This window comes from Mycobacterium pinniadriaticum, assembly GCF_026242045.1.
Taxonomy (GTDB): Bacteria; Actinomycetota; Actinomycetes; order Mycobacteriales; family Mycobacteriaceae; genus Mycobacterium; species Mycobacterium pinniadriaticum.
On sequence record NZ_JAPJDO010000016.1, the window covers coordinates 29,288 to 53,262 of the forward strand.

The following is a 23,975-nucleotide window of genomic DNA, read 5'->3' on the forward strand; positions in this document are numbered from 1 at the left end:
GTAGGAGATGTAGTGGCAGCACCAGGTAAGGCCCGCGTACACGAGTTGGCCAAGGAACTCGGTGTCAGTAGTAAGGAAGTTCTCGCCCGGCTGAGCGAACAGGGCGAATTCGTCAAATCCGCCTCGTCGACGGTGGAAGCGCCGGTCGCGCGCCGGTTGCGTGAAGCGTTCGGCGGCGGCAAGCCCGACAAAACCCCAGCGCAACGCGCGCCGAGCAAGGCCGCCGGCAACGGCGCGCCGGCTCCCAAGTCGGCGCCCGCAGCCGCCGCCCCGGCTGCTCCTGCGCCCCCGGCACCCAAGCCGGCCGCTCCGGCGCCGGCGCCGCCCGTACCGGCGGCCCCGCCCGCTCCTGCGGCATCCGCGCCTGCCCCGGCACCGGCCCGTCCCGGACCGTCGCCGACGCCCGGTCCCCGTCCGGGACCCGCCGCGCCCAAGCCGGGTATGCCGCGCCCGCCGCGAGTCGGCAACAACCCGTTCTCCTCAGCCCAGCCGGTCGAGCGTCCCGCGCCGCGCCCGCAGGGCCCGCGGCCCGGTCCTGGCGGTCCCCGCCCCGGACCGGGTGGTCCGCGGCCCGGCGGCGGCGCGACCCCTGGCAACATGCCGCCGCGCCCCGGCGGGACGGTCGGCCGTCCAGGTGGTCGTCCCGGCGGTCCGCGCCCGGGTGGCGGGCCCCGGCCCGGCCCCGGTGGTGGCGGTGGTCGTCCCGGTGGCGGTGGCGGTGGCGGTGGTAACTACCGCACCGGCGGCCCCGGTGGTGGCGGCGGTGGAGCCGCTGCCGGTGGTGGCTTCCGCGGTCGTCCCGGTGGCGGTGGCCCCGGTGGTGGCGGTGGTCGTCCCGGTCAGCGCGGTGGCGCTGCCGGTGCGTTCGGTCGTCCCGGTGGTGCGCCGCGCCGTGGGCGCAAGTCGAAGCGCGCGAAAAGGGCCGAATACGAGAACATGCAGGCCCCGGTCGTCGGTGGTGTGCGGTTGCCGCACGGCAACGGCGAGACCATCCGGCTGGCCCGCGGCGCGTCGCTGTCCGACTTCGCCGAGAAGATCGACGCCAACCCGGCCGCTCTGGTCCAGGCGCTGTTCAACCTCGGCGAGATGGTGACCGCGACCCAGTCGGTCGGTGACGAGACCCTCGAGCTGCTCGGCAGCGAGATGAACTACGTCGTGCAGGTGGTGTCCCCGGAGGACGAGGACCGCGAGCTGCTGGAGTCCTTCGACCTCACCTACGGCGAGGACGAGGGCGACGAGGAGGACCTGGAGGTCCGTCCGCCGGTGGTCACCGTGATGGGTCACGTCGACCACGGCAAGACCCGACTGCTGGACACCATCCGTCAGGCCAGTGTCCGCGAGGGCGAGGCCGGTGGGATCACCCAGCACATCGGTGCCTACCAGGTGGCCGTCGAGCACGACGGCGTCGAGCGCCTGATCACCTTCATCGACACCCCGGGCCACGAGGCGTTCACCGCCATGCGTGCCCGCGGTGCGAAGGCCACCGATATCGCGATCCTGGTGGTGGCAGCCGACGACGGCGTCATGCCGCAGACGGTGGAGGCCATCAACCACGCGCAGGCCGCCGATGTGCCGATCGTGGTCGCCGTCAACAAGATCGACAAGGAGGGCGCCGACCCGGCCAAGATCCGGGCGCAGCTCACCGAGTACAACCTGGTGGCTGAGGACTACGGCGGCGAGACCATGTTCGTCGACATCTCGGCGAAGAACGGCACCAACATCAAGGCGCTCGAAGAAGCGGTTCTGCTGACTGCCGACGCGGCACTGGACCTGCGGGCTAACCCCGATATGGAAGCCCAGGGTGTGGCCATCGAGGCGCACCTGGACCGCGGCCGCGGACCGGTGGCCACCGTGCTCATCCAGCGCGGCACGCTGCGGGTCGGCGACTCGGTGGTGGCCGGCGATGCCTACGGCCGCGTGCGCCGCATGGTCGACGAGCACGGTGAAGACGTCACCGAGGCGCTGCCGTCGCGGCCGGTGCAGGTCATCGGCTTCACATCGGTGCCCGGTGCCGGTGACAACTTCCTGGTCGTCGACGAGGATCGCATCGCCCGCCAGATCGCCGACCGGCGCAGCGCGCGCAAGCGCAACGCGCTGGCCGCCCGTGCCCGCAAGCGCATCAGCCTGGAAGACCTGGATTCGGCGCTGAAGGAAACCAGCCAGCTGAACCTGATTCTCAAGGGCGACAACGCCGGTACGGTCGAGGCGCTCGAGGAGGCCCTGCTGGGCATTCAGGTGGACGACGAGGTGGAACTGCGGGTCATCGACCGCGGTGTCGGTGGTGTCACCGAAACCAACGTCAACCTGGCATCGGCGTCGGACGCGATCATCATCGGGTTCAACGTGCGTGCCGAGGGTAAGGCCACCGAGCTGGCCAACCGCGACGGTGTCGAGATTCGCTACTACTCGGTGATCTACCAGGCGATCGACGAGATCGAGCGTGCGCTCAAGGGCATGCTCAAGCCGATCTACGAGGAGAAGGAGCTCGGCCGCGCCGAGATCCGGGCGATCTTCCGGTCGTCGAAGGTCGGCAACATCGCCGGTTGCCTGGTGCAGTCCGGGATCATGCGGCGCAATGCCAAGGCGCGGCTGCTGCGTGACAACGTCGTCGTGGCCGAGAACCTCACGGTCTCGTCGCTCCGGCGGGAGAAGGACGACGTCACCGAGGTGCGCGAGGGTTTCGAATGCGGTTTGACGCTGACGTACTCCGACATCAAGGAAGGCGACGTCATCGAGACGTACGAACTGGTCGAGAAAGAACGTACGTAGCGATGAGCGCGAGGAACCGAGGGCACGGTGGCTGACCCGGCACGGGCGAAGCGGCTGGCCAAGCGAATCTCCACCATCGTCGCTTCGGCGATCGAGTACGAGATCAAGGATCCCCGGCTGGCGGGGGTGACGATCACCGACGCGAAAGTGTCCGGAGATCTGCACGACGCCACGCTGTATTACACGGTGATGGGCCGGGCGATCGAGGACGAGCCGGACTATGCCGGCGCGGCCGTGGCGCTGGAGAAGGCCACCGGTGTGCTGCGCACCAAGGTCGGCGCCGGCACCGGCGTCCGGTTCACCCCGACACTGACCTTCGTGCGCGACACCGTTCCGGATGCCGCCCACCGGATGGAGGAGCTGCTGGCCAGGGCCCGCGCCGCCGACGCCGATGTGGCGCGGATTCGGGCCGGTGCCACTCCTGCGGGAGACGCGCAGCCCTACCGTGTGGTAGGAGAAGAGGGTGCCGTCGGGCAGGAGCGCAGCGACCCGGGAATCGGCGCAGTGGAGCACGACGACCAGGACGCCGGTGACCGCGATCGATTCGACGACTGAGATCGCCCGCCTCGGTAGGCGGGTTGATGTGCGCGGCGCTGTCGAGCTCGTGAGCGGCGCCGGCTCGGTCAGCGTGATCTGTCACGTCCACCCCGACGCCGACAGCGTGGGTGCCGGCCTGGCCTTGGCGCTGATCCTGGAGCGCGACGGCGTCGATGTGCAGGTGAGTTTCGCGACCCCGTCGAACCTGCCGGAGTCGTTGCAGATGCTGCCGGGCGGCCATCTGTTGGTCGCGCCGCAGGACATGCGCCGCGATGCCGATCTGGTGGTGACCGTCGACGCCCCGAGCATCAACCGGCTCGGCGGCCTGGCCGTGCTGGCCACGCCCGGCCGCGAGGTCCTGGTGATCGATCACCACAAGTCGAACACATTGTTCGGCAGCGCCAACCTCGTTGACGCAGGAGCGGATTCGACCACGCTTGTGGTCGCAGAACTGCTCGACGCGTGGGAGAAGCCGATCGACCGGGACGTCGGCATGTGCCTGTACGCGGGGCTGACCATCGACACCGGTTCGTTCAAGTGGGCGTCGCCGCGGGCGCTGCGGCTGGCGGCGCGGCTGGTGGAACTCGGCGTGGACAACGCCGCGATCAGCCGGGAACTGTTCGACACCCGCCCGTTCGCGTGGTTGCCGCTGCTGTCCCGGGTGCTGTCCACCGCCCGAGTGGTGCAGGAGGCGCTCGGTGGGCGAGGGCTGGTCTATGCGGTCGTCACCCACGAGGACTGGATGCACAACCGGTCCGAAGAAGTCGAGAGCATCGTCGATATCGTGCGCACCACTCGCGAGGCTGAAGTCGCGGCGGTCTTCAAGGAGATCGAGCCGCAGCACTGGTCGGTCTCGATGCGGGCCAAGAGCTACGACCTGGCCAAGGTCGCCAGCGGTTTCGGCGGCGGCGGACACACGCTGGCCGCCGGGTACTCCGCGGCCGGACCGATCGACGACGTGGTGGCGCAGCTGACCGCAGCCCTTGACTGACTCGGCCGACGACGCTGGCGGCGGGCTGGAGCGCAGCGACCCGGGGATAGCCGCCGTTACCGGACGGCGCATCGCGGGGTTGGCGTTCCCCGCGCTGGGCGTGCTCGCGGCCGAGCCGATCTATTTGTTGTTCGACATCGCGATCGTCGGCCGCCTGGGCGCATTACCGCTGGCGGGGCTGGCCATCGGTGGGCTGATTCTGTCGGTCGTCAGCGCGCAGCTCACATTCCTCTCCTACGGCACGACGGCCCGCTCCGCCCGCTTCTACGGCGCGGGAAACCGGGTCGCAGCGGTCGGTGAGGGGGTACAGGCCACCTGGCTGGCGCTGGGAATGGGCGCGGCGATCGTGACCGCGGTGCAGCTGACCGCGGTCCCGCTGGTGTCGGCGATCGCGGGCACGAAGGCCGGCGGCGGCATCGCCGACGCCGCGACGCCCTGGGTGCGCATCGCGATCTTCGGGGTGCCGGCCATCCTGATCTCGGCCGCCGGCAACGGCTGGATGCGGGGGGTGCAGGACACTATGCGGCCGCTTCGCTTCGTGCTGGTCGGGTTCGGCACCTCGGCGGTGCTGTGCCCACTGCTGGTCTACGGCTGGCTGGGCCTGCCGCGGTTGGAGTTGGCCGGCTCGGCGATCGCCAACCTGGTAGGGCAGTGGCTGGCCGCCGTGCTCTTCTGCCGTGCCCTGCTGGTCGAGAAGGTGCCGCTGCGCCTGGACACCTCGGTCCTGCGGGCGCAGGTGGTAATGGGCCGCGATCTGGTGGTGCGGACCATGGCGTTCCAGGCCTGCTTCGTCTCGGCGGCCGCGGTGGCCGCCCGGTTCGGTGCGGCCGCCGTCGCCGCCCACCAGGTGGTGCTGCAGCTGTGGAACTTTCTCGCGCTGGTGCTGGATTCCCTGGCGATCGCCGCCCAGTCGCTGGTCGGCGCCGCACTCGGTGCGGGCCAGACCAGGAACGCGAAATCAGTGGCGGTGCGGGTGACGGTGTTCTCGACGATCGCCGCGGCGGCGCTGGCAACCGTGTTCGCCGTCGGAGCCTCGGTGCTGCCGTCGTTGTTCACCGACGACCGATCAGTGCTCGCCGCGATCGGGGTGCCGTGGTGGTTCATGGTGGCGCAGTTACCGATCGCCGGAATCGTCTTCGCGCTCGACGGGGTGCTGCTGGGCGCCGGAGACGCCGCCTTCATGCGGACGGCGACGTTGGCCAGTGCACTGATCGGCTTTCTGCCGTTGATCTGGATGTCACTGGCATTCGGCTGGGGCCTGCTCGGCATCTGGGCCGGCCTGAGCACGTTCATGGTGCTGCGACTGGTGTTCGTCGGGTGGCGGGCTTTCTCGGGGCGCTGGCTGGTTCCCGGGACGGGCTAACGGTGGGCGATCGCCGCCCAGCCGAAGTCGTTGGTGCGCACATCGGCGCGCGCGAAACCCGCCGCGGCCAGCCGCTCGGCGATCCCCGCCGGGTCGACGGGGTTGTAGGTGTCGCCCTCGTGCGCGTCGGCCAGGTCGTCGCTGCCGATGCTGTCGCTGGCCACCAGCGCGGCGCCGGGCCGCAGCACCCGCGCGACCTCGCTGAGTAGCCGGTCCTGCAGTTCGACCGTGGGCACATGGTGCAGCATCGTGAAGCAGGCGGCGCCGGAGAACCGCCCGTCGGGGAAGTCCAGCCTGGTGGCGTCGCCGCGCAGGATCCGTACCGACGGCACCCCGGAGAATCGTTCGGTGAGCATGGCCGCCAAATCCTCATCGATTTCCACACAGGTCACCTGGGGCAGCGAGGTGCTCAGAACATCGGTGACCGCACCATAGCCGGGCCCCACTTCCAAGACGTCGTCGCCGAGGTCGGTGCCGTCGAGCACCCAGGGCAGGATCTGCTCGCGCATCAGCTGCCGCCACTCGTCGCTGCCGCAGACCTCGTGTGCCTCGTTCATCGGCCAAGCGTAGAGAACGCCTTCCCGCTTGTGGTGGCTACGTTCGCACGAATTTTTGCTGAGTTGGCGCCCCGGACCCCGATTGTGCGTTAATACTGAACGTTGCTGACAGATCATCTGTGTACGGGGGTGCCATGAGTTCGACTGCATTTGGGTTCCGGGCTGGCTCCGCTGCGTTTGCCTTCGCGGTGGGCATGGCGGTCGCCTCCAGCCCGGGGACCGCGGTAGCTGACAACTCCGACGCCAACTCGGCGTCGCAGCCGTCGAAACCGTCGAAGTCAGCGGTGGGCACGTCGCGCCGTGCGGCGCAGGCGCACCCCGCTCCCAAGGCCACCGCACCCAAGCGGTCCGCCCGGGTGGCGTTGACTCCGCGGCCTGTGCTCGCGGGCCGCCCGACCACGCGTGGACCGATCGCCCACGCCCTCAAGGCCGCCGCGTCGGCGGATTCGAGCACGACCGAGCCCCGCAACGCAGACAGCGGTGCGGTGAACCTAGCTGCCGCAGAGCAAGTTTCGGCCACATCGTCATCCGCTTCGGCCGAGGCCGCGGTATCAGTGCCCAAGGCGGTGGCGGCGCAGGCCCGGCAGACCGCGACCGCCGCCCTCACCCCGGCCGACGTGGTCTCGGGCTTCCTGTCGCTGTTCGGGATCAAGGGCCTGCCACCGTCACCGGTGCAACTGCTGACCGGCTTGCTGGCCCTGATCCGCCGCGAGATCGAGGCGTTCCTCTATCCGACCGCGGCCGTCCCCAGCGTTTCGATCACCGACACCAGCCTGGTCGAGGGAGACGCGGGGACAACCGACGCCGCCTTGACGCTGACCCTGTCCAAGTCGAGCACCAAGACGGTGACGGTGAACTATTCGACCGCGGATGGATCGGCGACCGCCGGCCAGGACTACACGGCGGGTTCGGGCACCGTCACATTCGCCCCCGGAGTGGTTACGCAGGTCATCGGCGTTGCCGTGCTCGGTGACACCGTGGTCGAGCCGGACGAGACGTTCACGGTCACCCTCTCGAATCCCTCCGGCGCCACCATCGCCCGGGCCACCGCGACGGGCACGATCACCGATGACGACGACGCGACCGTGCCGAAACTCCCGAGTGTGTCGATCGCCGACGCCACGGTGTCAGAAGGTGACAGTGCAACCACCGCCATCGGGTTCACGGTCACGCTGTCCGAAGCGTCGACGGCGACGGTGACGCTCAGCTACACGACATCGAACGGGTCGGCGACCGCCGGCCAGGACTACACGGCGGGTTCGGGCACCGTCACGTTCACCCCGGGGGTGGTCTCGCAGGTGATCACCGTCAGCGTGCTCGGCGATACCACGGTCGAGCCGAACGAGACGTTCACCGTCACGCTGTCGAACCCGTCCGGTGCCACCATCGCCGATGCCTCGGCGGTCGGCACGATCACCAACGACGACACCGCCAGTACCCCTGGCGGTACCGCCGAGTGGGGCGACAGCTTCTTCGCGCCGTACGTCGACATGGGCGCCTATCCGGTGCCGAATCTGCTGGCGCTGTCGCAAAGCTACGGCACCTCGCTGATGACGCTGGGCTTCATGCAGGCCGACGCCGACGGCAACCTGGCCTGGGCCGGATTGGCTGCGCTGGAACCGAGCTCGACCAACGAGCAGGCCATCGCGATCAACACCTCGATCGCCACGTTCAAGGCCGCCGGCGGCGACGTCATGATCTCGTTCGGCGGCGCGTCGGGTACCAGCATTGCGCAGGACTACGCCGCCAAGGGCCGCAGCGCCCAAGAACTGGCCGACGCCTACGCCGCCGTCGTCGACACCTACGGCGTGACACACCTCGACTTCGACATCGAGGGCGCCGCGGTGGCCGATGCGGCTTCCGTGACGCTCAACAGCCAGGCCCTCGCGCTGCTGCAGCAGGCCAAGCCCGAGTTGGAGATCTGGTACACGCTGCCGGTGTTGCCGACGGGCCTGACCGCGGACGGCCTCAACGTCGTGGATGCGGCACTGGACGCCGGGGTGGATCTCGCCGGTGTCAACGTGATGGCGATGGACTACGGCGAGTCCGCCGCGCCCACCAGCGGACCGAACGCGAAGACGATGGGTGCCTACGCGATCGAATCGGCCGAGTCCACGCACGCCCAACTCACCTCGCTCTACGCCGAGCACGGGCTCAGCTTCGGCTGGAGCCAGATCGGGGTCACCCCGATGCTGGGTGTCAACGACGTCATCACCGAGGTGTTCACCATCGCCGACGCGCAGGCTCTGGAGGACTTCGCCAACACCAACGGCATCGGCATGCTGTCGATGTGGCAGGTCCTTCGTGATACGCCGGGCACCCTGGGGCAGGCGACCACCAGTGCCTCCGGGTTGAGCGATCCGGCGGGCGCGTTCAGCGGGGTGTTCAACGACTACGGCACGATCAACGTCGTCGACTATGACGCCGGCAGCACGGGTGGCGGCGGTGGCGGCGGTACCCCGGTGACCGGCGGCACCACCACGACCATCACCTGGGCGTGGGGTGCCGACGCGGTGCTGGACTTCGATCCCGCCAAAGACACACTGGACTTCGTCTGGATGCAGCCGACCGAATTCGACGTCGCCGAGGAATCCGGCTCGGTCCTGATCAGCATCGTCGGCAACAACAGCAGCTACACCCTGCAGGGAGTGTCGCTGAGTCAACTGCAGATCGGCAACATCATCGCCAACGACGCCGCAACGGTGGCGAAGTGGCAGAGTCTGCTCGACGCCGCGAAAGCTGCTTGAGGCCAAGCCATTTCCCGTCGCTTCGCTCGCCCCGAGGCCATTTCCCGTCGCTTCGCTCGCCCCGAGGCTATTTCACTTGCGTGCGGCCGCGCTCGATGACCGAGGAGCGGCTGGCGGCGATGTCGTCGCCGGTGGTCTGGGCCATCCAGGCACGGGCCGACATCGCCTCGATCCACAGCCCCGAACCGGTCTGGTCGCAGTCGATGCGGTGATAGGAGGCCAGCAGTGCACGCACCGCTTTCTGGTTGTTGCCGACGATGGAGGTGGCCACCGCTCGGGCGGTCGGTAGCAGTTCGTCATGCGCGACGACCTGGGTGACCAGCCCGGCCCGCAGCGCATCCTCGGCGGACAGGTAGTCGCCGGTCAGGCTCATCCGTCGGGCCATTCCGACGCCCACCTTCTGCGGCAGCCGCACACTGAGGCCCCAGGTCGGCAGCAAGCCGACCCGGGCGTGGGTATCGGCGAAGCGGGCCCGCTCCGAGGCGATGAGGATGTCGCAGTAGAGCGCCAGTTCCAGCCCACCGGTCACCGCTGCGCCGTTGATCGCCCCGATCACCGGCTTGGTCATCGGCGGCCACTTCGGCGAGATGTCGGGGAGTTCGGTGGTATCCCCGAGTTCCTTGAGGTCCATTCCCGCGCAGAACACCGGATCGGCGCCGGTGACGATGATGACGTCGACGTTCTCGTCGGCTTCGGCGTCGCGCAGGGCGGCGAAGAATCGGCCGCGAAGCGCCGTCGACAGCGCGTTACGCGCGCCGGGGCGATTCAGGGTGACCGTGCGGATCCGGTCAGTGGTGTCGATGAGCAGAATGTCGTCGCCGGTCATAGGGGACACCGTATCGGGACCGCTAACGAGCCGAGCGTGCCGTCCGGCTCGTCGAGTGCGGTGGCTTCTTCGCGGCTTGGGGCTTGTCACCGGCGGGTGGGTGCCCGGCCGGATCCTGGCCGGCGGCGGGGCGGGGGTTCGGTCCAGCGGATGGGACCGGGGACGGCGGCCGCAGCGGTCTCGTCGCGGCGATGCCCTTTGTCGTGTTTCCCGTCGGTACCGGGCTGGGGTGCACGACAACGCTGGTGGCCCCGTGTGCCCTTACGCTGTCCGGCACGCCACGTGAGCCCGAAGCGCTTGTGGGGGAAGGCGAGACCACCTCTGGTGACGATGGAGTCGGCCCGGCGCTGATCAGGTCGGGCGCGGCGCAGGTATCGATCTCGGATTGCAGGCGCGTCGCCAGCGTGGCGGTGTCGTGGTGAGTCGCCCGCAGCGATGTCTGCCGGATCTGCCCGGCCGGAGCCGAACAATCACCGACCTCGACGACACCGTCGAACATGGGTACCCCACCGACGGCGCTGGGGACATACCAGGCCAGCCACATCGGGCTGGTCGCGACGGCCTTGCTCGCATCGATGGCCGTGGTGAGGTCCCGTTCGGCCACCGCGGGGTCGCCGGGCACCATGGCCTGCAGGGCCCGCACACCGTCGTGTTCGATCCGCAGCCCGAAGACGCCGACCGGGACGCTGTCCAGGAAATGCTCGATCGAGGTCTGGCCCTCGGTGCTGAGCGGGAAGGACACGCTCATCCGTGGGGTTACCGGTGAAGGAGAGGACGGTGACACGGACAGGGTGAGTCCGGTCTCCCCGGCCGTGCGTCGCACGGTGTCGAGGAGGTCGGCTCCCGGGGTGCGGCCCCGGGAGACCGAGAGTTGATTGATCGCACCGTTGTCGCCGCGGAACCAGTCGATCCTGCCGTCGGCGTTCGCGGCGATCACCCGGAGCCGTTCGGCGTCATCGGCGATTTGCGCGGCGTCGATGTGCGAATGGCGTCTGATCGTCACGGGTTTGTCCGGAGCCACCCAGAATTCGACGTTCTGGGTGTAGTTCGCGACCAGGTTGATTCGGGTGGCGGCGATCTGGTCGGCGACGGCGACGATCTCCGCACGCGTTGCGGTGGCAACGTCGACCGCAACGTTGAAGATCACGCCCTCGGCGTAGCTCTCGTCGTGGTAAACCCACGCGTCTGCCACCCCCGGCATCGACATCAGTTCGGTCTGAAGGTCGTTGGCCACCTGTGTGAGGTTGGCCGGGCCGCTACAGGCCGGCAGCACGGTGGCCCCTACCAGCAGGGCCAGGGCGGAGCAGGCGCGGGCCGTTCGTCGCATTCGCAACTTGGACCTCCAGCCTCCTCGTCGTAGCTCAATCTACGCTCACGTCACACCATTGCGGTGGAACTGTGCCGAGCAAATGGCTGGAACGTGCTCAGCAAAGGTCGAAATCGGTGACGATATCCGGCCAGGTGAGGTCGCAGGCGGCCATCACCCAACTCCCGACGATCAGGTTGACGAGGAGGTCAACCCGGTGCTCGTCGCCATCTGGACAGGCGGCCCTCGTACACAGCAGGCGCACGTCGGCGGACACGGTGGTAATCCGGGGCGCGACATCGGCGATTCGATGCGATTGGGCCAGCGACGTGCCCAACAGGGCGCATGCCACGCGCAATTGGCCCTGCGGCGGGGCGATCATCGCTTCCAACGGCTGTGCCGCCATGGCCGTCGTGACGATCTCACACGCCCGGTCGAGAGCCGCGCGGTACAGCGGCGCTTTGCCGGGAAAGTGATGGTGCACCGCGGGGCGGGTGACCCCGACGAGATCTGCGACGTCCTGCAGGGTGGCGGCGTCGTATCCCCGGTGGGCGAAGACGCGTACCGCCGCGGCGAGGATCATCTCGCGGCGCGCATCAGTGTTCGAACCGCGGGGCCGGCCGACCGTCCGTTTGTTCTGCCTGCGCGGCGGGAGTACATCCGGCGCGCCGGTCGATGCCGATCCCGCTGCCATGGTGGACCTTTCTCGTGACTCGCGTCGGACGGTGTGGCGGCCAGGCTAGGTTCCGAACGTGTGAGCCAGATGGGTACCGCGTATCAATCTGATCAACGACATCGGATCGTGAACTCAGGCCCCACGGCGGGCATGCTAGGGCTATGTGCCGAAACATCACCGAGTTGCGCGGTCTGGAGCCGGCGGCCACGGCTGAGGAGATCGCCGCGGCCGCTCGCCAGTATGTGCGCAAGGTCAGCGGGATCACCCGGCCGTCCGACGCCGTCGCCGACGCGTTCGAGACCGCTGTCGCCGAGGTCGCTGCCACCACGACACGGCTGCTGGCCGAACTGCCTGCCCGGCGTCAGCCGCCCAAAACCATTCCGCCGCTGCGCCGGCCCGAGGTCATCGCACGGCTTGCCCGATGACGCCCGCGCTCAAGGAGTGGAGCGCGGCGGTGCACGCCCTGCTCGACGGCCGGCAGACCGTGCTGCTGCGCAAGGGGGGTATCCACGAGAAACGGTTCGCCGTGGCGGCCGAGGAGTTCCTGTTGTTCCCGACGGTCGCGCACAGCCACGCCGACCGGGTACGCCCCGAGCATCGTGATCTGCTCGCCGGATCGGCCCCCGACAGCTGCGATGACCGCGTCATGATCCGGGCGGCCGCGAAAGTCGTTGCCGCCGTTGCCGTGTCAACGACCGAAGGTCTGGCCGACATTGCCGATCTGCATATCTGGACTGCCGGATCGGTGCGGGCCGACCGACTGGATTTCCGGCCCCGCCACCGGCTGACGGTGTTGGTGGTCCAGGCATTCCCGCTGATCGAGCCGATCCGACTGGCGCGGGATCCGCAGTACGGCGGCTGCACCAGCTGGGTGGAGTTACCGGTTTCGCCGGCACTGGGTGATCCGGTGCACGAAGCCGCGGCGCTAGACGCGATCGCCGGCCGGGTCCGCGCCGCCGTCGGGTGAGGGCAGGCCGGCCGAGGCGGGCAGGATCAGCCTCGACATGCCGCCGGCCCCGTGATGCACGGTGTGCACCGACGGCACCATCCGCTGCCCGGTGAGCACCGGCTCGCCGGTGCCGAGGTTTCTGGCGTACCGGGGATGGGATCCGCCGGCGACGAGCACCCGGATGTGCGTACCGGCGGGGAAGCGGTGCGCGATGGCATCGAGCTCGATGCGGATCGGCCCCTGCGCCGGCGGATTCAGCCGCTGGTAGCCGTCACTGACATTGCGGGAGCGTCCGCGGGCATCCACCTCGCTGACCCGGACGAACACGTCGACATGGTCGATGTCGGACTCGTGGGCCAGTTCGATGACGGGGTTGCCGAACACGTAAAGGTCGGCGTCCAACGGCCCGCTGGTGAAGCTCAGCACGTCTGCGCGTCTTGCCAGCACGGAGTCGTCGCGGTAGCCGCTGTGCTGGGATAACAGCCGACCACCCACGGTGGGGGTCGGGTCGGCCGGGTCGTAGCGGAAGGTCGACGGGGCGGCATCCCCGGGTGGCGGCGCTGCGGCCAGCCGGCCGGCCGGCTGGAGATACAGCACGCCCTCGCCGGTGGCCGGTGGCCAATCCGGCAAGTCGATCCAGCCGTGATGGGCGACGAACACCCGTACCGGACTGCGATGGGTTGCCGGGGGAAGGCCGGCGAGGTGGCTGCCGAGCCAGCTCAGTGTCTCGGCGGCAGCGGTGCCGCCCGCCTTGGTGATCATGTCGATGTGCGCCCACGGCCCGACCGTCATCGCGACGTCCACACCGCGGTCGCGCAGGTGGCGGTACTGCAGGAGGGTCTGCTCGAGGAACAGATCCTGCCAGCCGCTGAGCAACAGCACCGGGACCTCGCAACGGTCGAGCGCGGCTGTCATCCGCATCGTTTCCCAGAACGGGTCGTCGGCACCCGGATGTTCGATCCACGACTCGTACCAGGGTGAACCGGCGCCGAGCAGATCGCGGCCCGCGCTGCCCACCGGAAGTGCGAGGGTGGCCCGTTCCAGGCGGCGCGCGGCGCGGGTCTGGAACGCCAGCCGCCGCGGCATCGCGTCCTCCTGGTGGGCGACCATGTCCGACCAGCCCAGGAAGTCGTTCAACGAGAACGACCCGGTGCCCCACGAGGAGGCATGGAAGTCGTGCGGGCCTACGGTGACCACCGCGGCGGCGAGCTCCGGCGGCGGGTCGGAGAGCAGAGCCCACTGAGTGAAGCCCAGGTAGGACAGTCCGATGGTGGCGAAGCTGCCGGTGAACCAGGGTTGTTGGCGCAGCCACACCACGGTGTCGGCGGCGTCGGCGGCCTCGTTGACCATCGGCACGAAGTCGCCGCCCGACCCGAATGTGCCGCGCACACTCTGCAGCAGGACGTGATAGCCGCGTGCGGCGTAGAGCCGCGCGTACATCAGGGAGAACGGGAAGGACCGGCCGTACGGTCCGCGAACCAGGACGGTTCCCAGTGGGGTGTCAACGGCGGGTGCGTAGTGGGTGGCGCGCAGGATTGCGCCGTCGCGCATCGGGATCCCGACACCACGGCGCACGGCGTAATCGCTGGTCGGTGGTGTTATCCGCAGCGCACGGGAGAGGGCGCGGTCGACGAACTGGTGGGGCCGGGCGAAGCGCACACCGTCCAGAGTAGGTAGTGCGGCCGGAGCTGCCGGGCCCGCATCAGGTTTCTGCATGCAGTCGAGCCGTCAGCCCCGACCACTGGCCAGCCGGCTCCCCGCCAGTAGGCTGGCGTGTCGTGGCACCCACGCTATGGGCGATCAGTGACCTGCACACGGGTCACACCGGCAACAAGCCGGTCACCGAATCGCTGTACCCCTCGACCCCGGACGACTGGCTGATCGTCGCCGGTGATGTCGCGGAGCGCACCGATGACATCCGGTGGTCGCTGGACCTGCTGCGCCGGCGCTTCGCGAAGGTGATCTGGGTGCCGGGCAACCACGAGCTGTGGACCACCGGCAAGGATCCGGTCCAGGTGTTCGGCCGTGCCCGCTACGACTATCTGGTCAACATGTGCGACGAGATGGGCATCATCACCCCGGAGCATCCGTTTCCGGTGTGGACCGAGCAGGGCGGCCCGGCGACGATCGTGCCGATGTTCCTGCTCTACGACTACACCTTCCTGCCCGCGGGAGCTACCACCAAGGCCGAGGGTCTGGCGATCGCCAAGGATCGCAACGTCGTCGCCACCGACGAGTTCCTGCTGTCCAGCGAACCGTACGCCACCCGCGACGCATGGTGCCGAGATCGGCTGTCGCACACCAGGGCTCGCCTCGAAGAACTCGACTGGATGACGCCGACGGTGCTGGTGAACCACTTCCCGCTGCGCCGCGAACCCTGCGATGTGCTGTTCTTCCCGGAGTTCTCGCTGTGGTGCGGGACGTCTGCGACCGCCGACTGGCACACCCGCTACAACGCGGTCTGCTCGGTCTACGGGCATCTGCATATCCCGCGGACCACCTGGTATGACGGTGTGCGCTTCGAGGAGGTGTCCGTCGGCTATCCGCGAGAGTGGCGCCGCCGCAAGCCCTATCGTTGGTTGCGTCAGATACTGCCGGATCCGCAGTACGCGCCGGGCTATCTCAACGACTTCGGCGGTCATTTCGTCATCACGCAGGAGATGAAGGAGCAGTCGGAGAAACTGCGTGAGCGGCTGCGCAGCCGACGCGGATGAGTGAACTCATGCGGGCGGTCCTGCCCGATGTCAGCGACTTGGTCTATGCCGAGGCCTACGAGGATCCCCCCGGCCTGACCCCGCTGCCCGAGGAAGAGCCGCTGATCGCGAAATCGGTGGACAAGCGGCGCAACGAGTTCATCACCGTCCGGCACTGCGCACGGCTGGCGCTGCAGCAATTGGGCGTGCCGCCGGTGCCGATCCTCAAGGGAGACAAGGGCGAACCCTGCTGGCCTGACGGGGTGGTGGGCAGCCTCACCCATACCCAGGGCTACCGCGGCGCGGTGGTCGGGCGCACGGCGAGTGTCCGTTCGGTAGGCATCGACGCCGAGCCGCACGGCGTGTTGCCCGACGGGGTCCTGGGCGCGATCAGCCTGCCCGCCGAGCGCTACGAGATCGGTGCGCTTCCGGGTGGGCTGCACTGGGACCGAATTCTGTTCTGCGCCAAAGAGGCCACCTACAAGGCATGGTTCCCGCTGACCCAGCGGTGGCTGGGTTTCGAGGACGCGCACATCACCTTCGATGTCGACGCATCCGGGCTGACCGGAACCTTCGTCTCGCGGATCCTGATCGACCCGGCCGCCCGTTTCGGCCCGCCGTTGACCGAGCTGGCCGGCCGGTGGTCGGTCGGTGGTGGGCTGGCGTTGACGGCGATCGTGTTGTGAGCCCGGCACCTGGAATTGTCGTGGTGGACAAACCCGCCGGTATGACGAGCCATGACGTGGTCGGTCGCTGCCGGCGGATCTTCGGCACCCGCAAGGTCGGCCACGCCGGCACGCTGGACCCGATGGCCACCGGCGTGCTGGTCATCGGTATCGAGCGCGCCACCAAGATTCTCGGACTGCTGACGGCCACGAACAAGTCGTACACGGCGACCATTCGGCTGGGCCGATCCACGACCACCGATGACGCCGAAGGCGAAGTGCTGCGGGAAATTTCCGCCGCACACATCACCGATGAGCAGATCCAAGCCGGGATCGCGAACCTGCGCGGCGAGATCGCGCAGCGGCCGTCGGCGGTCAGCGCCGTCAAGATCGGCGGCAAGCGGGCCTACCAGTTGGTGCGGGAAGGTCAGGACGTCCAGCTGGCCGAACGCAGGGTGCGGATCGACCGGTTCGACCTGCACGCTATCCGGCGCGACGGCCCCTTCGTCGATGTCGATGTCGAGGTCGATTGTTCGTCGGGAACCTACATCCGGGCGTTGGCCCGCGACCTCGGTGACGGGCTCGGCGTCGGGGGACACCTGACCGCATTGCGCCGCACCCGGGTCGGCGGCTACGGGCTCGATCACGCCCGTTCGCTGGATGAACTCGCCGAGCATCCGCGGCTGAGCTACTCCCTCGACGAGGCGTGCCTGTTGGCCTTTCCCCGTCGCGACATCACCGAGGCCCAAGCCGACGACGCCAGCCATGGCCGGCCGCTGGCCGCGGCGGGGATCGACGGTGTGTATGCCGCAACAGATCCCGACGGACATGTCATCGCGTTGCTGGAGGACAAGAGCGGCCGGACGAAATCCGTGGTGGTCATCCGCCCGGCGACGCTCTAGTCCTCCCGCGAGCAGACGCAAACGTCCTCGACACGCCGAGGATTCGGGGGTGTTGACGTCTGCTCGCGCAGTGGAAACCGTCAGCCGACGACCCAGATGGCCTGGGCTGCGGGGCTGCCGAGGTCGATGGTGTTCGCCGCACCATCCGATGACTCCACCGACACCGAGATCACCCCGGCGAAGTCGCGCCGCGCCAGCACTTGAAGGCGGGAGTCCAGGCTGATGCCGACGGTGTCGAAGTAGCGCAGCATCTCCGGGTCGGCATCGGAAATCCTTGCCACCGTGCCGAATTCGCCGTCGACGCAGGCCGACAGCTGACGGGCCGGCGGGGTGGGGACGAGGCCGTCGGCCGACGGGATGGGGTCGCCGTGCGGATCCCGGGTCGGGTAGCCCAGCTTGGCGTCGATGCGGTCGAGCATCATGTCGCTGACGGCGTGTTCGAGGATCTCGGCTTCGTCGTGCACTTCGTCCCAGCCGTAGCCGAGTTCGCGCATCAGAAACGTCTCCAGCAGGCGGTGCCGGCGGACCACTGCGAGAGCGGCACGGCGGCCTCGTTCGGTCAGCGTCACCGCACCGTACTTCTCGTGGTCCACCAGGCCCTGGTCGGCGAGCCTGCGGATCGACTCCGACGCGGTGCTGGCCGACACCCCGATGCGCTCGGCCAGCAGTTTGGTACTCACCTTGTGGTGCGACCACTCCTGGGCGGTCCAGATGGTTTTGAGGTAGTCCTGGGCGACCGTCGTCAGGTCGCGCACCCCGGGGTTGGGGCTGCCGTCAGGACTCATATCCAAAAGTTTAGGCAATCATCACCTGATCTGGGGATCTAGCGTGTCCGGCTGTGGCAGCGCGCCGTAGGCTTGCCGACGTGGAGCGGTGGCGCGGACAGGACGAGATCCCCTCGGACTGGGGCCGATGTGTGGTGACCATCGGGGTGTTCGACGGCGTACATCGTGGGCACGCCGAGTTGATCGCCCGCGCGGTCAAGGCGGGCCGGTCGCGGGGTGTGCCGACCGTGCTGATGACCTTCGACCCCCATCCGATGGAGGTGGTGTTCCCGGGCAGTCACCCGGCACAGCTGACTACCTTGACCCGGCGCGCCGAACTCGCCGAGGAACTGGGCATCGACGTCTTCCTGGTGGTGCCGTTCACCACCGATTTCATGAAGCTCACCGCGGATCGCTACATCCACGAACTGCTGGTGGAGCGGCTGCACGTCGTCGAGGTGATCGTCGGTGAGAACTTCACCTTCGGCAAGAAGGCGGCCGGCAACGTCGGCACCCTGCGCAAGGCCGGTGATCGGTTCGGCTTCGCCGTGGAGAGCATGTCGCTGGTCGCCGAACACCACCACAGTGAGACCGTGACCTTCTCGTCGACCTACATCCGCTCCTGCGTCGACGCCGGTGACGTGGTGGCCGCCGCAGAGGCGTTGGGCCGCCCGCACCGTGTCGAAGGTGTCGTGGTGCGCGGCGACGGACGTGGCCGCGTGCTGGGGTTCCCGACGGCCAACGTCGCGCCGCCGATGTATTCGGCGATCCCGGCCGATGGCGTCTACGCCGCGTGGTTCACCGTCCTGGGTCATGGGCCGGTCACCGGCTCGGTCATCCCGGGGGAGCGGTATCAGGCCGCGGTCTCGGTGGGCACCAACCCCACCTTCTCCGGTCGTACCCGCACGGTGGAGGCGTTCGTCCTGGACACCGCCGCCGATCTCTATGGCCAGCACGTCGCGGTGGATTTCGTCGCCCGGCTGCGCGGTCAGCTCAAATTCGACTCGGTGCACGACCTGGTCGAGGCGATGGGCAAGGACACCGAGAAGGCCCGCACGATCCTGTCGGCGCAGGACTGACCGGGCCTCAGGACGCGATAAGGCCGTCGATCTGGTTGATCGCCGACGTGGAGCCCTCGACGACACCCATGTCCAAGACCTGCTGCAGGCCTTCGGCGGTCGCGAACGTGCTCACGTAGACCGCTCGCGTGCCGCCCTCGTGTTCGGTGAAGGTGAAGGTGTTCTCCGAGACCGGCAGGTCGGGATTCGGATTCATGTCCGTGTCGGCGAAGCCGTCGCGAAAGGAAAAGCTCGTCGGTTCGTCGACGGCGGTGATGTCCCAGTACCCGGCATATTTCTCGCCGTCCGGTCCGGTCATGAAGTACGTGGTGCGGGTTCCCGGCGTCAGGCTGTGGTCGACGACGGTGGCCGGATGCGACGGTGGACCCCATACCTTCTCCAGCTGGCGCGGGTCGGCGTAGATCTGCCAGATTCGCCGCACCGGCGCGGCGAAATCGGCGGTGATGGTCAAGGTCAGGTTCTCCAGATCGTGCTTGACGTCGGTCACTGGCATGGGTCGTTCTCCTTCTCGTCAGATGCGATGAGTTCGTCGATGCGAGCGACGCGGCCGCGCCAAATCTGTTCCAGCTCGGTGAGCATGGCGGCCACCGACCGCACGGCCGCCACGTCGCCGCTGGCCAACTGTTCGCGACCGCTGCGCCGCTTGGTGATCAGGCCGGCCTTCTCCAATACGACGACGTGCTTCTGCACGGCGGCAAAGCTCATGTCGTACTTGTCCGCCAGGGCGGATACCGAGTGCTCACCGGCCAGTGCCCGGCGCACGATGTCTCGCCGGGTGCGGTCGGCGAGGGCGTGGAACAGGGCGTCCGCCCGGTCCTCCTCAGCTACGGTCACCAGGACAACATACAACCATTTGGTTGTATGTTGTCAAGAGTCTGACCTGGTGCGATTTCGGCTCCCGGCGCACCCGCTGCTAGACTCGCCCACAGATACGGCGTGTGCTGCAGTCCGCGGCGGCCACTGCTCTGATACCTACGCGGCACCGATTTGATGGAGATGTTTTCGTGGCGCTGACTGCCGAGCAGAAGAAGGAAATCCTGGGCCAGTACGGTCTGCACGAGACCGACACCGGTTCGCCGGAGGCGCAGGTGGCGCTGCTGACCAAGCGCATCACCGACCTCACCGAGCACCTCAAGCAGCACAAGCACGATCACCACTCGCGGCGCGGGCTGCTGTTGCTGGTCGGCCGCCGCCGGCGGCTGCTCAAGTACGTCGCCGAGCTCGATATCGCGCGCTACCGCTCGCTGATCGAGCGGCTGGGTCTGCGCCGCTGAGCGGTGTAACACGCCGTGTAACATAGGCGCCGTTGCGAGCCGTTTTCCGGCTCGAACAATCGGGTGCGGTTCATGCATATCCGCGTGTCCCGTTCCCGCGTGTCATAGCGAAGCTTCCCTGAGCGGGCGGTCTTCGGTAGTGGCTGCCGGGTCCCAATCAACACAGGGGGCGCCCGGCCGCTTCGATCGACGGCCGTAGCCGCATCCAGGCCCAAGCCTCGTAGCGCTCAGGGCTACCTGGGCTCGCTTGTGACGACGCGAAACAGCTGAACAGTGAGAAAGGCTGAACGGACATCCATGTCTGTAGCTGAAATCGACGAAGGCGTGTTCGAATCGACCGCCGTCATTGACAACGGGAGCTTCGGCACCCGCACCATCCGTTTCGAGACCGGCCGGCTGGCCCAGCAGGCCGCCGGCGCCGTCGTCGCCTACCTCGACGACGAGACCATGCTCCTGTCGGCGACCACCGCCAGCAAGAGCCCCAAGGAGCACTTCGACTTCTTCCCGCTGACCATCGACGTCGAGGAGCGGATGTACGCCGCCGGGCGCATTCCCGGCTCGTTCTTCCGCCGCGAGGGCCGGCCGTCCACCGACGCGATCCTGACCTGCCGGCTCATCGACCGCCCGCTGCGTCCCTCGTTCGTGTCCGGCCTGCGCAACGAGATCCAGGTTGTCGTGACGATCCTGAGCCTGGACCCCAAGGATCTCTACGACGTGCTGGCGATCAACGCCGCCTCGGCATCCACCCAGATCTCCGGTCTGCCGTTCTCCGGCCCGGTCGGCGGCGTGCGCGTCGCCCTGATCGATAACCAGTGGGTCGCCTTCCCGACCGTCGAGCAGCTCGAGGGTGCGGTGTTCGACATGGTCGTCGCCGGGCGGGTGGTCGAGGGCGGTGACGTCGCGATCATGATGGTCGAGGCCGAGGCCACCGAGAACGTCATCGAGCTGATCGCCGGTGGTGCCGGAGCGCCGACCGAGGCCGTGGTCGCCGAGGGTCTCGAGGCCGCCAAGCCGTTCATCGCCGCGCTGTGCACCGCGCAGAGCGAGCTGGCCGGCCGCGCCGCCAAGGAGACCGCCGACTACCCGGTGTTCCCCGATTACGCCGCAGACGCTTACGAGGCGGTCGCCCACGTGGCCACCGAGCCGCTGGCGCAGGCGCTGACCATCGCCGGCAAGCACGAGCGCGATGACCGCACCAACGAGATCAAGGGTGAGGTGCTCGAGCGGCTGGGCGAGCAGTTCGCCGGCCGTGAGAAGGAGCTCGGCGCGGCCTACCGTTCGTTGACCAAGAAGCTTGTGCGTCAACGGATTCTGACCGACCACTTCCGCATCGACGGCCGCGGTGTCACCGACATCCGGGCCCTGTCGGCCGAGGTCGCGGTGATCCCGCGGGCGCACGGCAGCGCGCTGTTCGAGCGCGGCGAGACCCAGATCATGGGTGTCACCACGTTGGACATGGTCAAGATGGCCCAGCAGATCGACTCGCTGGGACCCGAGACCTCCAAGCGCTACATGCACCACTACAACTTCCCGCCGTTCTCGACCGGTGAGACCGGCCGCGTCGGCTCGCCCAAGCGTCGCGAGATCGGCCACGGCGCCCTCGCCGAGCGCGCCCTGATGCCGGTGCTGCCGAGCGTCGAGGAGTTCCCGTACGCGATCCGTCAGGTGTCCGAAGCCTTGGGCTCCAACGGCTCCACGTCGATGGGCTCGGTGTGCGCGTCCACCCTGTCGCTGCTGAACGCCGGTGTGCCGCTGAAGGCTCCGGTCGCCGGTATCGCGATGGGCCTGGTCAGCGACCAGGTCGACGGCGAGACCCGCTACGTCACGCTGACCGACATCCTCGGCGCCGAAGATGCCTTCGGCGACATGGACTTCAAGTGCGCGGGCACCAAGGACTTCGTCACCGCTCTGCAGCTGGACACCAAGCTCGACGGCATCCCGTCGCAGGTGCTGGCCGGCGCGCTGTCGCAGGCAAAGGATGCGCGTCTGACCGTCCTGGAGGTCATGGCCGAGGCCATCGACGCTCCCGACGAGATGAGCCCGTACGCCCCCCGCGTCACCACCATCAAGGTGCCGGTGGACAAGATCGGCGAGGTCATCGGCCCCAAGGGCAAGGTCATCAACGCGATCACCGAGGAGACCGGCGCCCAGATCTCGATCGAGGACGACGGCACCGTGTTCGTCGGTGCCACCGACGGGCCGTCGGCCCAGGCGGCCATCGACCGGATCAACGCGATCGCCAACCCGCAGCTGCCCAAGGTCGGCGAGCGATTCCTCGGAACGGTGGTGAAAACCACTGACTTTGGAGCTTTCGTTTCCTTACTGCCCGGCCGTGACGGCTTGGTGCACATCTCCAAGCTGGGCAGGGGCAAGCGGATCGCCAAGGTCGAGGATGTCGTCAAGGTCGGTGACAAGCTCCGCGTGGAGATCGCCGACATCGACAACCGCGGCAAGATCTCGCTGATCCTGGTCTCTGAAGACTCAGCTGAGGGTTCGGAGGACGCTGCACCGGCTCCCGTTGATGCCGATGCCGCGACCGCCAGCAGCTAGCCGACCAGCGTCGCTTCGCCGCGGCCGGCGTCTCGATGAGGCGCCGGTTGCGGTGCGGCGCACGGTCCTTCCCGGCGGGTTGCGCGTCGTCACCGAGTACGTGCCGTCGGTGCGCTCGGCTTCGGTCGGGGTCTGGGTCAATGTCGGGTCCCGCGATGAAGGTCCGACCGTCGCCGGTGCCGCCCACTTCCTGGAACATCTGCTGTTCAAGGCGACCCCGACCCGCACAGCTGTCGAGATCGCGCAGTCCGTCGACGCCGTCGGCGGCGAACTGAACGCGTTCACCGCCAAGGAGCACACCTGCTACTACGCGCACGTTCTGGACGACGACCTGGAGTTGGCCGTCGATCTGGTCGCCGACGTGGTGCTCAACGGTGTGTGTGCGCCCCACGATGTCGAACTCGAGCGTGACGTCGTGCTCGAAGAGATCGCGATGCGCGACGACGATCCCGAGGATGCGCTCGGCGACGTCTTCCTGACGGCCATGTTCGGGGATCATCCGATCGGGCGGCCGGTGATCGGCAGCGTCGATTCGGTATCGGGAATGACCCGCTCGCAGCTGCATTCCTTCCATGTCCGCCGCTACACCCCCGAGCGGATGGTCCTTGCGGTGGCGGGCAATGTCGACCACGGCGAGGTGGTCAAACTGGCGCGCAAGACTTTCGGGCCCCACCTGGTCAAGGGGCGTACACCAAGGGCGCCGCGCCGAGGCGCCGGCCGGCCGGCCAGCCGTCCCACCCTGGCGCTGATCAACCGCGACGCCGAGCAGACCCATCTGTCTCTGGGCATACGGGTGCCCGGGCGGCATTGGCCGCACCGGTGGGCGCTGTCGGTGCTCAACACCGCGTTGGGTGGCGGGCTGAGTTCACGACTCTTCCAACAGATTCGGGAGAACCGCGGGCTGGCCTACTCGGTGTTCTCGACAGTTGACACGTTCTCCGACGCCGGGGCATTGTCGGTGTATGCGGCGTGCCTACCCGAGCGCTTCGACGAGGTGGTGGGATTGACCACCCGAATCCTCGACGACGTGGCGCGTGACGGTATCACCGAGGCGGAGTGCCGAATCGCCAAGGGCTCGATTCGCGGCGGACTGGTGCTCGGCCTGGAGGATTCGGCGTCGCGGATGCACCGCCTGGGCCGCAGCGAGCTCAACTACGGCGAGTACCGCAGCGTCTCCAGCACCCTGCAGCGTATCGACGAGGTGACCCTCGAGGAGGTCAACGCGATCGCCCGGCAGGTGCTGACCAAACCGTTCGGCGCCGCCGTCCTGGGCCCGTACAAGTCCAAACGCACACTGCCACCACCGCTTCGGGCGATCAGGAGTTAG

At 68.3% G+C, this 23,975-nt stretch carries 22 protein-coding genes; 14 read left to right on the forward strand and 8 right to left on the reverse strand.

Annotated features, from left to right (window positions below; translation table 11 throughout):
• The first annotated feature begins 12 nt into the window (after positions 1 to 12).
• Genes infB through ORI27_RS18170 form a run of 4 tightly spaced genes read left to right on the forward strand, consistent with a single transcriptional unit; the run spans position 13 to position 5,660 of the window.
• A complete protein-coding gene (gene infB, locus ORI27_RS18155) occupies positions 13 to 2,769 on the forward strand; it encodes a translation initiation factor IF-2 (protein ID WP_265998444.1) in 2,757 nt (918 codons plus the stop codon).
• Between the two features lie 27 nt (positions 2,770 to 2,796).
• On the forward strand, positions 2,797 to 3,324 hold the full coding sequence (gene rbfA / locus ORI27_RS18160; RefSeq protein WP_265998443.1) for a 30S ribosome-binding factor RbfA: 528 nt from the start codon (positions 2,797 to 2,799) through the stop codon (positions 3,322 to 3,324).
• Entirely contained in the window at positions 3,299 to 4,297 is a 999-nt protein-coding gene (locus ORI27_RS18165) for a DHH family phosphoesterase (protein WP_265998442.1), read from the forward strand. The genes rbfA and ORI27_RS18165 overlap by 26 nt, the downstream gene beginning before the upstream one ends.
• 46 nt (positions 4,298 to 4,343) lie before the next feature.
• On the forward strand, positions 4,344 to 5,660 hold the full coding sequence (locus tag ORI27_RS18170) for an MATE family efflux transporter (protein WP_265998474.1): 1,317 nt from the start codon (positions 4,344 to 4,346) through the stop codon (positions 5,658 to 5,660).
• On the opposite strand, the gene ORI27_RS18175 is transcribed toward ORI27_RS18170, so the two are convergent.
• Positions 5,657 to 6,217 carry a class I SAM-dependent methyltransferase gene (locus ORI27_RS18175; protein WP_265998441.1) on the reverse strand — a complete coding sequence of 187 codons (561 nt, stop codon included), beginning with the start codon at positions 6,215 to 6,217 and terminating at the stop codon, positions 5,657 to 5,659. The genes ORI27_RS18170 and ORI27_RS18175 overlap by 4 nt on opposite strands.
• Positions 6,218 to 6,351: 134 nt before the next feature.
• Between ORI27_RS18175 and ORI27_RS18180 the strand changes: the two genes are divergently transcribed.
• Positions 6,352 to 8,964: a chitinase gene (locus ORI27_RS18180; protein ID WP_265998440.1), complete on the forward strand. Its 2,613-nt coding sequence runs from the start codon at positions 6,352 to 6,354 to the stop codon at positions 8,962 to 8,964.
• A gap of 67 nt (positions 8,965 to 9,031) precedes the next feature.
• On the opposite strand, the gene ORI27_RS18185 is transcribed toward ORI27_RS18180, so the two are convergent.
• From ORI27_RS18185 to ORI27_RS18195, 3 genes are all read right to left on the reverse strand, one after another.
• On the reverse strand, positions 9,032 to 9,790 hold the full coding sequence (locus ORI27_RS18185; RefSeq protein WP_265998439.1) for an enoyl-CoA hydratase: 759 nt from the start codon (positions 9,788 to 9,790) through the stop codon (positions 9,032 to 9,034).
• Positions 9,791 to 9,812: 22 nt separating this feature from the next.
• Positions 9,813 to 11,117 carry a hypothetical protein gene (locus ORI27_RS18190; RefSeq protein ID WP_265998438.1) on the reverse strand — a complete coding sequence of 435 codons (1,305 nt, stop codon included), beginning with the start codon at positions 11,115 to 11,117 and terminating at the stop codon, positions 9,813 to 9,815.
• Between the two features lie 97 nt (positions 11,118 to 11,214).
• Positions 11,215 to 11,790 (reverse strand): TetR/AcrR family transcriptional regulator, encoded by a 576-nt coding sequence (locus ORI27_RS18195; RefSeq protein WP_265998437.1) that lies wholly within the window; start codon positions 11,788 to 11,790, stop codon positions 11,215 to 11,217.
• Positions 11,791 to 11,933: 143 nt separating this feature from the next.
• On the opposite strand from ORI27_RS18195, the gene ORI27_RS18200 reads away from it, so the two are divergent.
• Both ORI27_RS18200 and ORI27_RS18205 read left to right on the forward strand, forming a co-directional pair.
• Positions 11,934 to 12,197: a DUF2277 domain-containing protein gene (locus ORI27_RS18200; protein ID WP_265998436.1), complete on the forward strand. Its 264-nt coding sequence runs from the start codon at positions 11,934 to 11,936 to the stop codon at positions 12,195 to 12,197.
• Positions 12,194 to 12,739: a DUF1802 family protein gene (locus tag ORI27_RS18205; protein ID WP_265998435.1), complete on the forward strand. Its 546-nt coding sequence runs from the start codon at positions 12,194 to 12,196 to the stop codon at positions 12,737 to 12,739. Before ORI27_RS18200 ends, ORI27_RS18205 begins: the two co-directional genes overlap by 4 nt.
• Here the strand turns inward: ORI27_RS18205 and ORI27_RS18210 are convergent.
• Complete coding sequence (locus ORI27_RS18210) at positions 12,698 to 14,437, reverse strand: CocE/NonD family hydrolase (protein WP_265998434.1); 1,740 nt, start codon at positions 14,435 to 14,437, stop codon at positions 12,698 to 12,700. The genes ORI27_RS18205 and ORI27_RS18210 overlap by 42 nt on opposite strands.
• Positions 14,438 to 14,499: 62 nt before the next feature.
• Here ORI27_RS18210 and ORI27_RS18215 point away from each other — a divergent pair, with 62 nt between their 5' ends.
• The 3 genes from ORI27_RS18215 to truB are packed head-to-tail and all read left to right on the forward strand — an operon-like array spanning position 14,500 to position 16,981.
• Positions 14,500 to 15,435: a metallophosphoesterase family protein gene (locus tag ORI27_RS18215; RefSeq protein ID WP_265998433.1), complete on the forward strand. Its 936-nt coding sequence runs from the start codon at positions 14,500 to 14,502 to the stop codon at positions 15,433 to 15,435.
• Positions 15,432 to 16,100: a 4'-phosphopantetheinyl transferase PptT gene (gene pptT / locus ORI27_RS18220; RefSeq protein WP_265998432.1), complete on the forward strand. Its 669-nt coding sequence runs from the start codon at positions 15,432 to 15,434 to the stop codon at positions 16,098 to 16,100. The genes ORI27_RS18215 and pptT overlap by 4 nt, the downstream gene beginning before the upstream one ends.
• On the forward strand, positions 16,097 to 16,981 hold the full coding sequence (gene truB / locus ORI27_RS18225) for a tRNA pseudouridine(55) synthase TruB (RefSeq protein ID WP_265998431.1): 885 nt from the start codon (positions 16,097 to 16,099) through the stop codon (positions 16,979 to 16,981). Before pptT ends, truB begins: the two co-directional genes overlap by 4 nt.
• Positions 16,982 to 17,061: 80 nt before the next feature.
• Here the strand turns inward: truB and mntR are convergent, their stop codons facing one another.
• On the reverse strand, positions 17,062 to 17,766 hold the full coding sequence (gene mntR / locus ORI27_RS18230; RefSeq protein ID WP_265998430.1) for a manganese-binding transcriptional regulator MntR: 705 nt from the start codon (positions 17,764 to 17,766) through the stop codon (positions 17,062 to 17,064).
• An 80-nt stretch (positions 17,767 to 17,846) separates the two neighbouring features.
• Between mntR and ORI27_RS18235 the strand changes: the two genes are divergently transcribed.
• Positions 17,847 to 18,824, forward strand: coding sequence for a bifunctional riboflavin kinase/FAD synthetase (locus tag ORI27_RS18235; RefSeq protein WP_265998473.1), 978 nt, complete (start codon positions 17,847 to 17,849; stop codon positions 18,822 to 18,824).
• 7 nt (positions 18,825 to 18,831) lie between these two features.
• Here the strand turns inward: ORI27_RS18235 and ORI27_RS18240 are convergent, their stop codons facing one another.
• Positions 18,832 to 19,317, reverse strand: coding sequence for an SRPBCC family protein (locus ORI27_RS18240; RefSeq protein WP_265998429.1), 486 nt, complete (start codon positions 19,315 to 19,317; stop codon positions 18,832 to 18,834).
• Positions 19,308 to 19,658, reverse strand: coding sequence for an ArsR/SmtB family transcription factor (locus ORI27_RS18245; protein ID WP_265998428.1), 351 nt, complete (start codon positions 19,656 to 19,658; stop codon positions 19,308 to 19,310). Before ORI27_RS18245 ends, ORI27_RS18240 begins: the two co-directional genes overlap by 10 nt.
• Positions 19,659 to 19,828: 170 nt before the next feature.
• Between ORI27_RS18245 and rpsO the strand changes: the two genes are divergently transcribed.
• The 3 genes from rpsO (at position 19,829) to ORI27_RS18260 (ending at position 23,975) form a co-directional block, all read left to right on the forward strand.
• The gene (rpsO, locus tag ORI27_RS18250) at positions 19,829 to 20,098 is read left to right on the forward strand and encodes a 30S ribosomal protein S15 (protein ID WP_265998427.1); all 270 of its coding nucleotides are present in this window, start codon (positions 19,829 to 19,831) and stop codon (positions 20,096 to 20,098) included.
• Between the two features lie 297 nt (positions 20,099 to 20,395).
• The gene (locus ORI27_RS18255; protein ID WP_265998426.1) at positions 20,396 to 22,648 is read left to right on the forward strand and encodes a polyribonucleotide nucleotidyltransferase; all 2,253 of its coding nucleotides are present in this window, start codon (positions 20,396 to 20,398) and stop codon (positions 22,646 to 22,648) included.
• Positions 22,626 to 23,975, forward strand: a complete 1,350-nt coding sequence (locus ORI27_RS18260; protein WP_265998424.1) for a M16 family metallopeptidase — start codon at positions 22,626 to 22,628, stop codon at positions 23,973 to 23,975. The genes ORI27_RS18255 and ORI27_RS18260 overlap by 23 nt, the downstream gene beginning before the upstream one ends.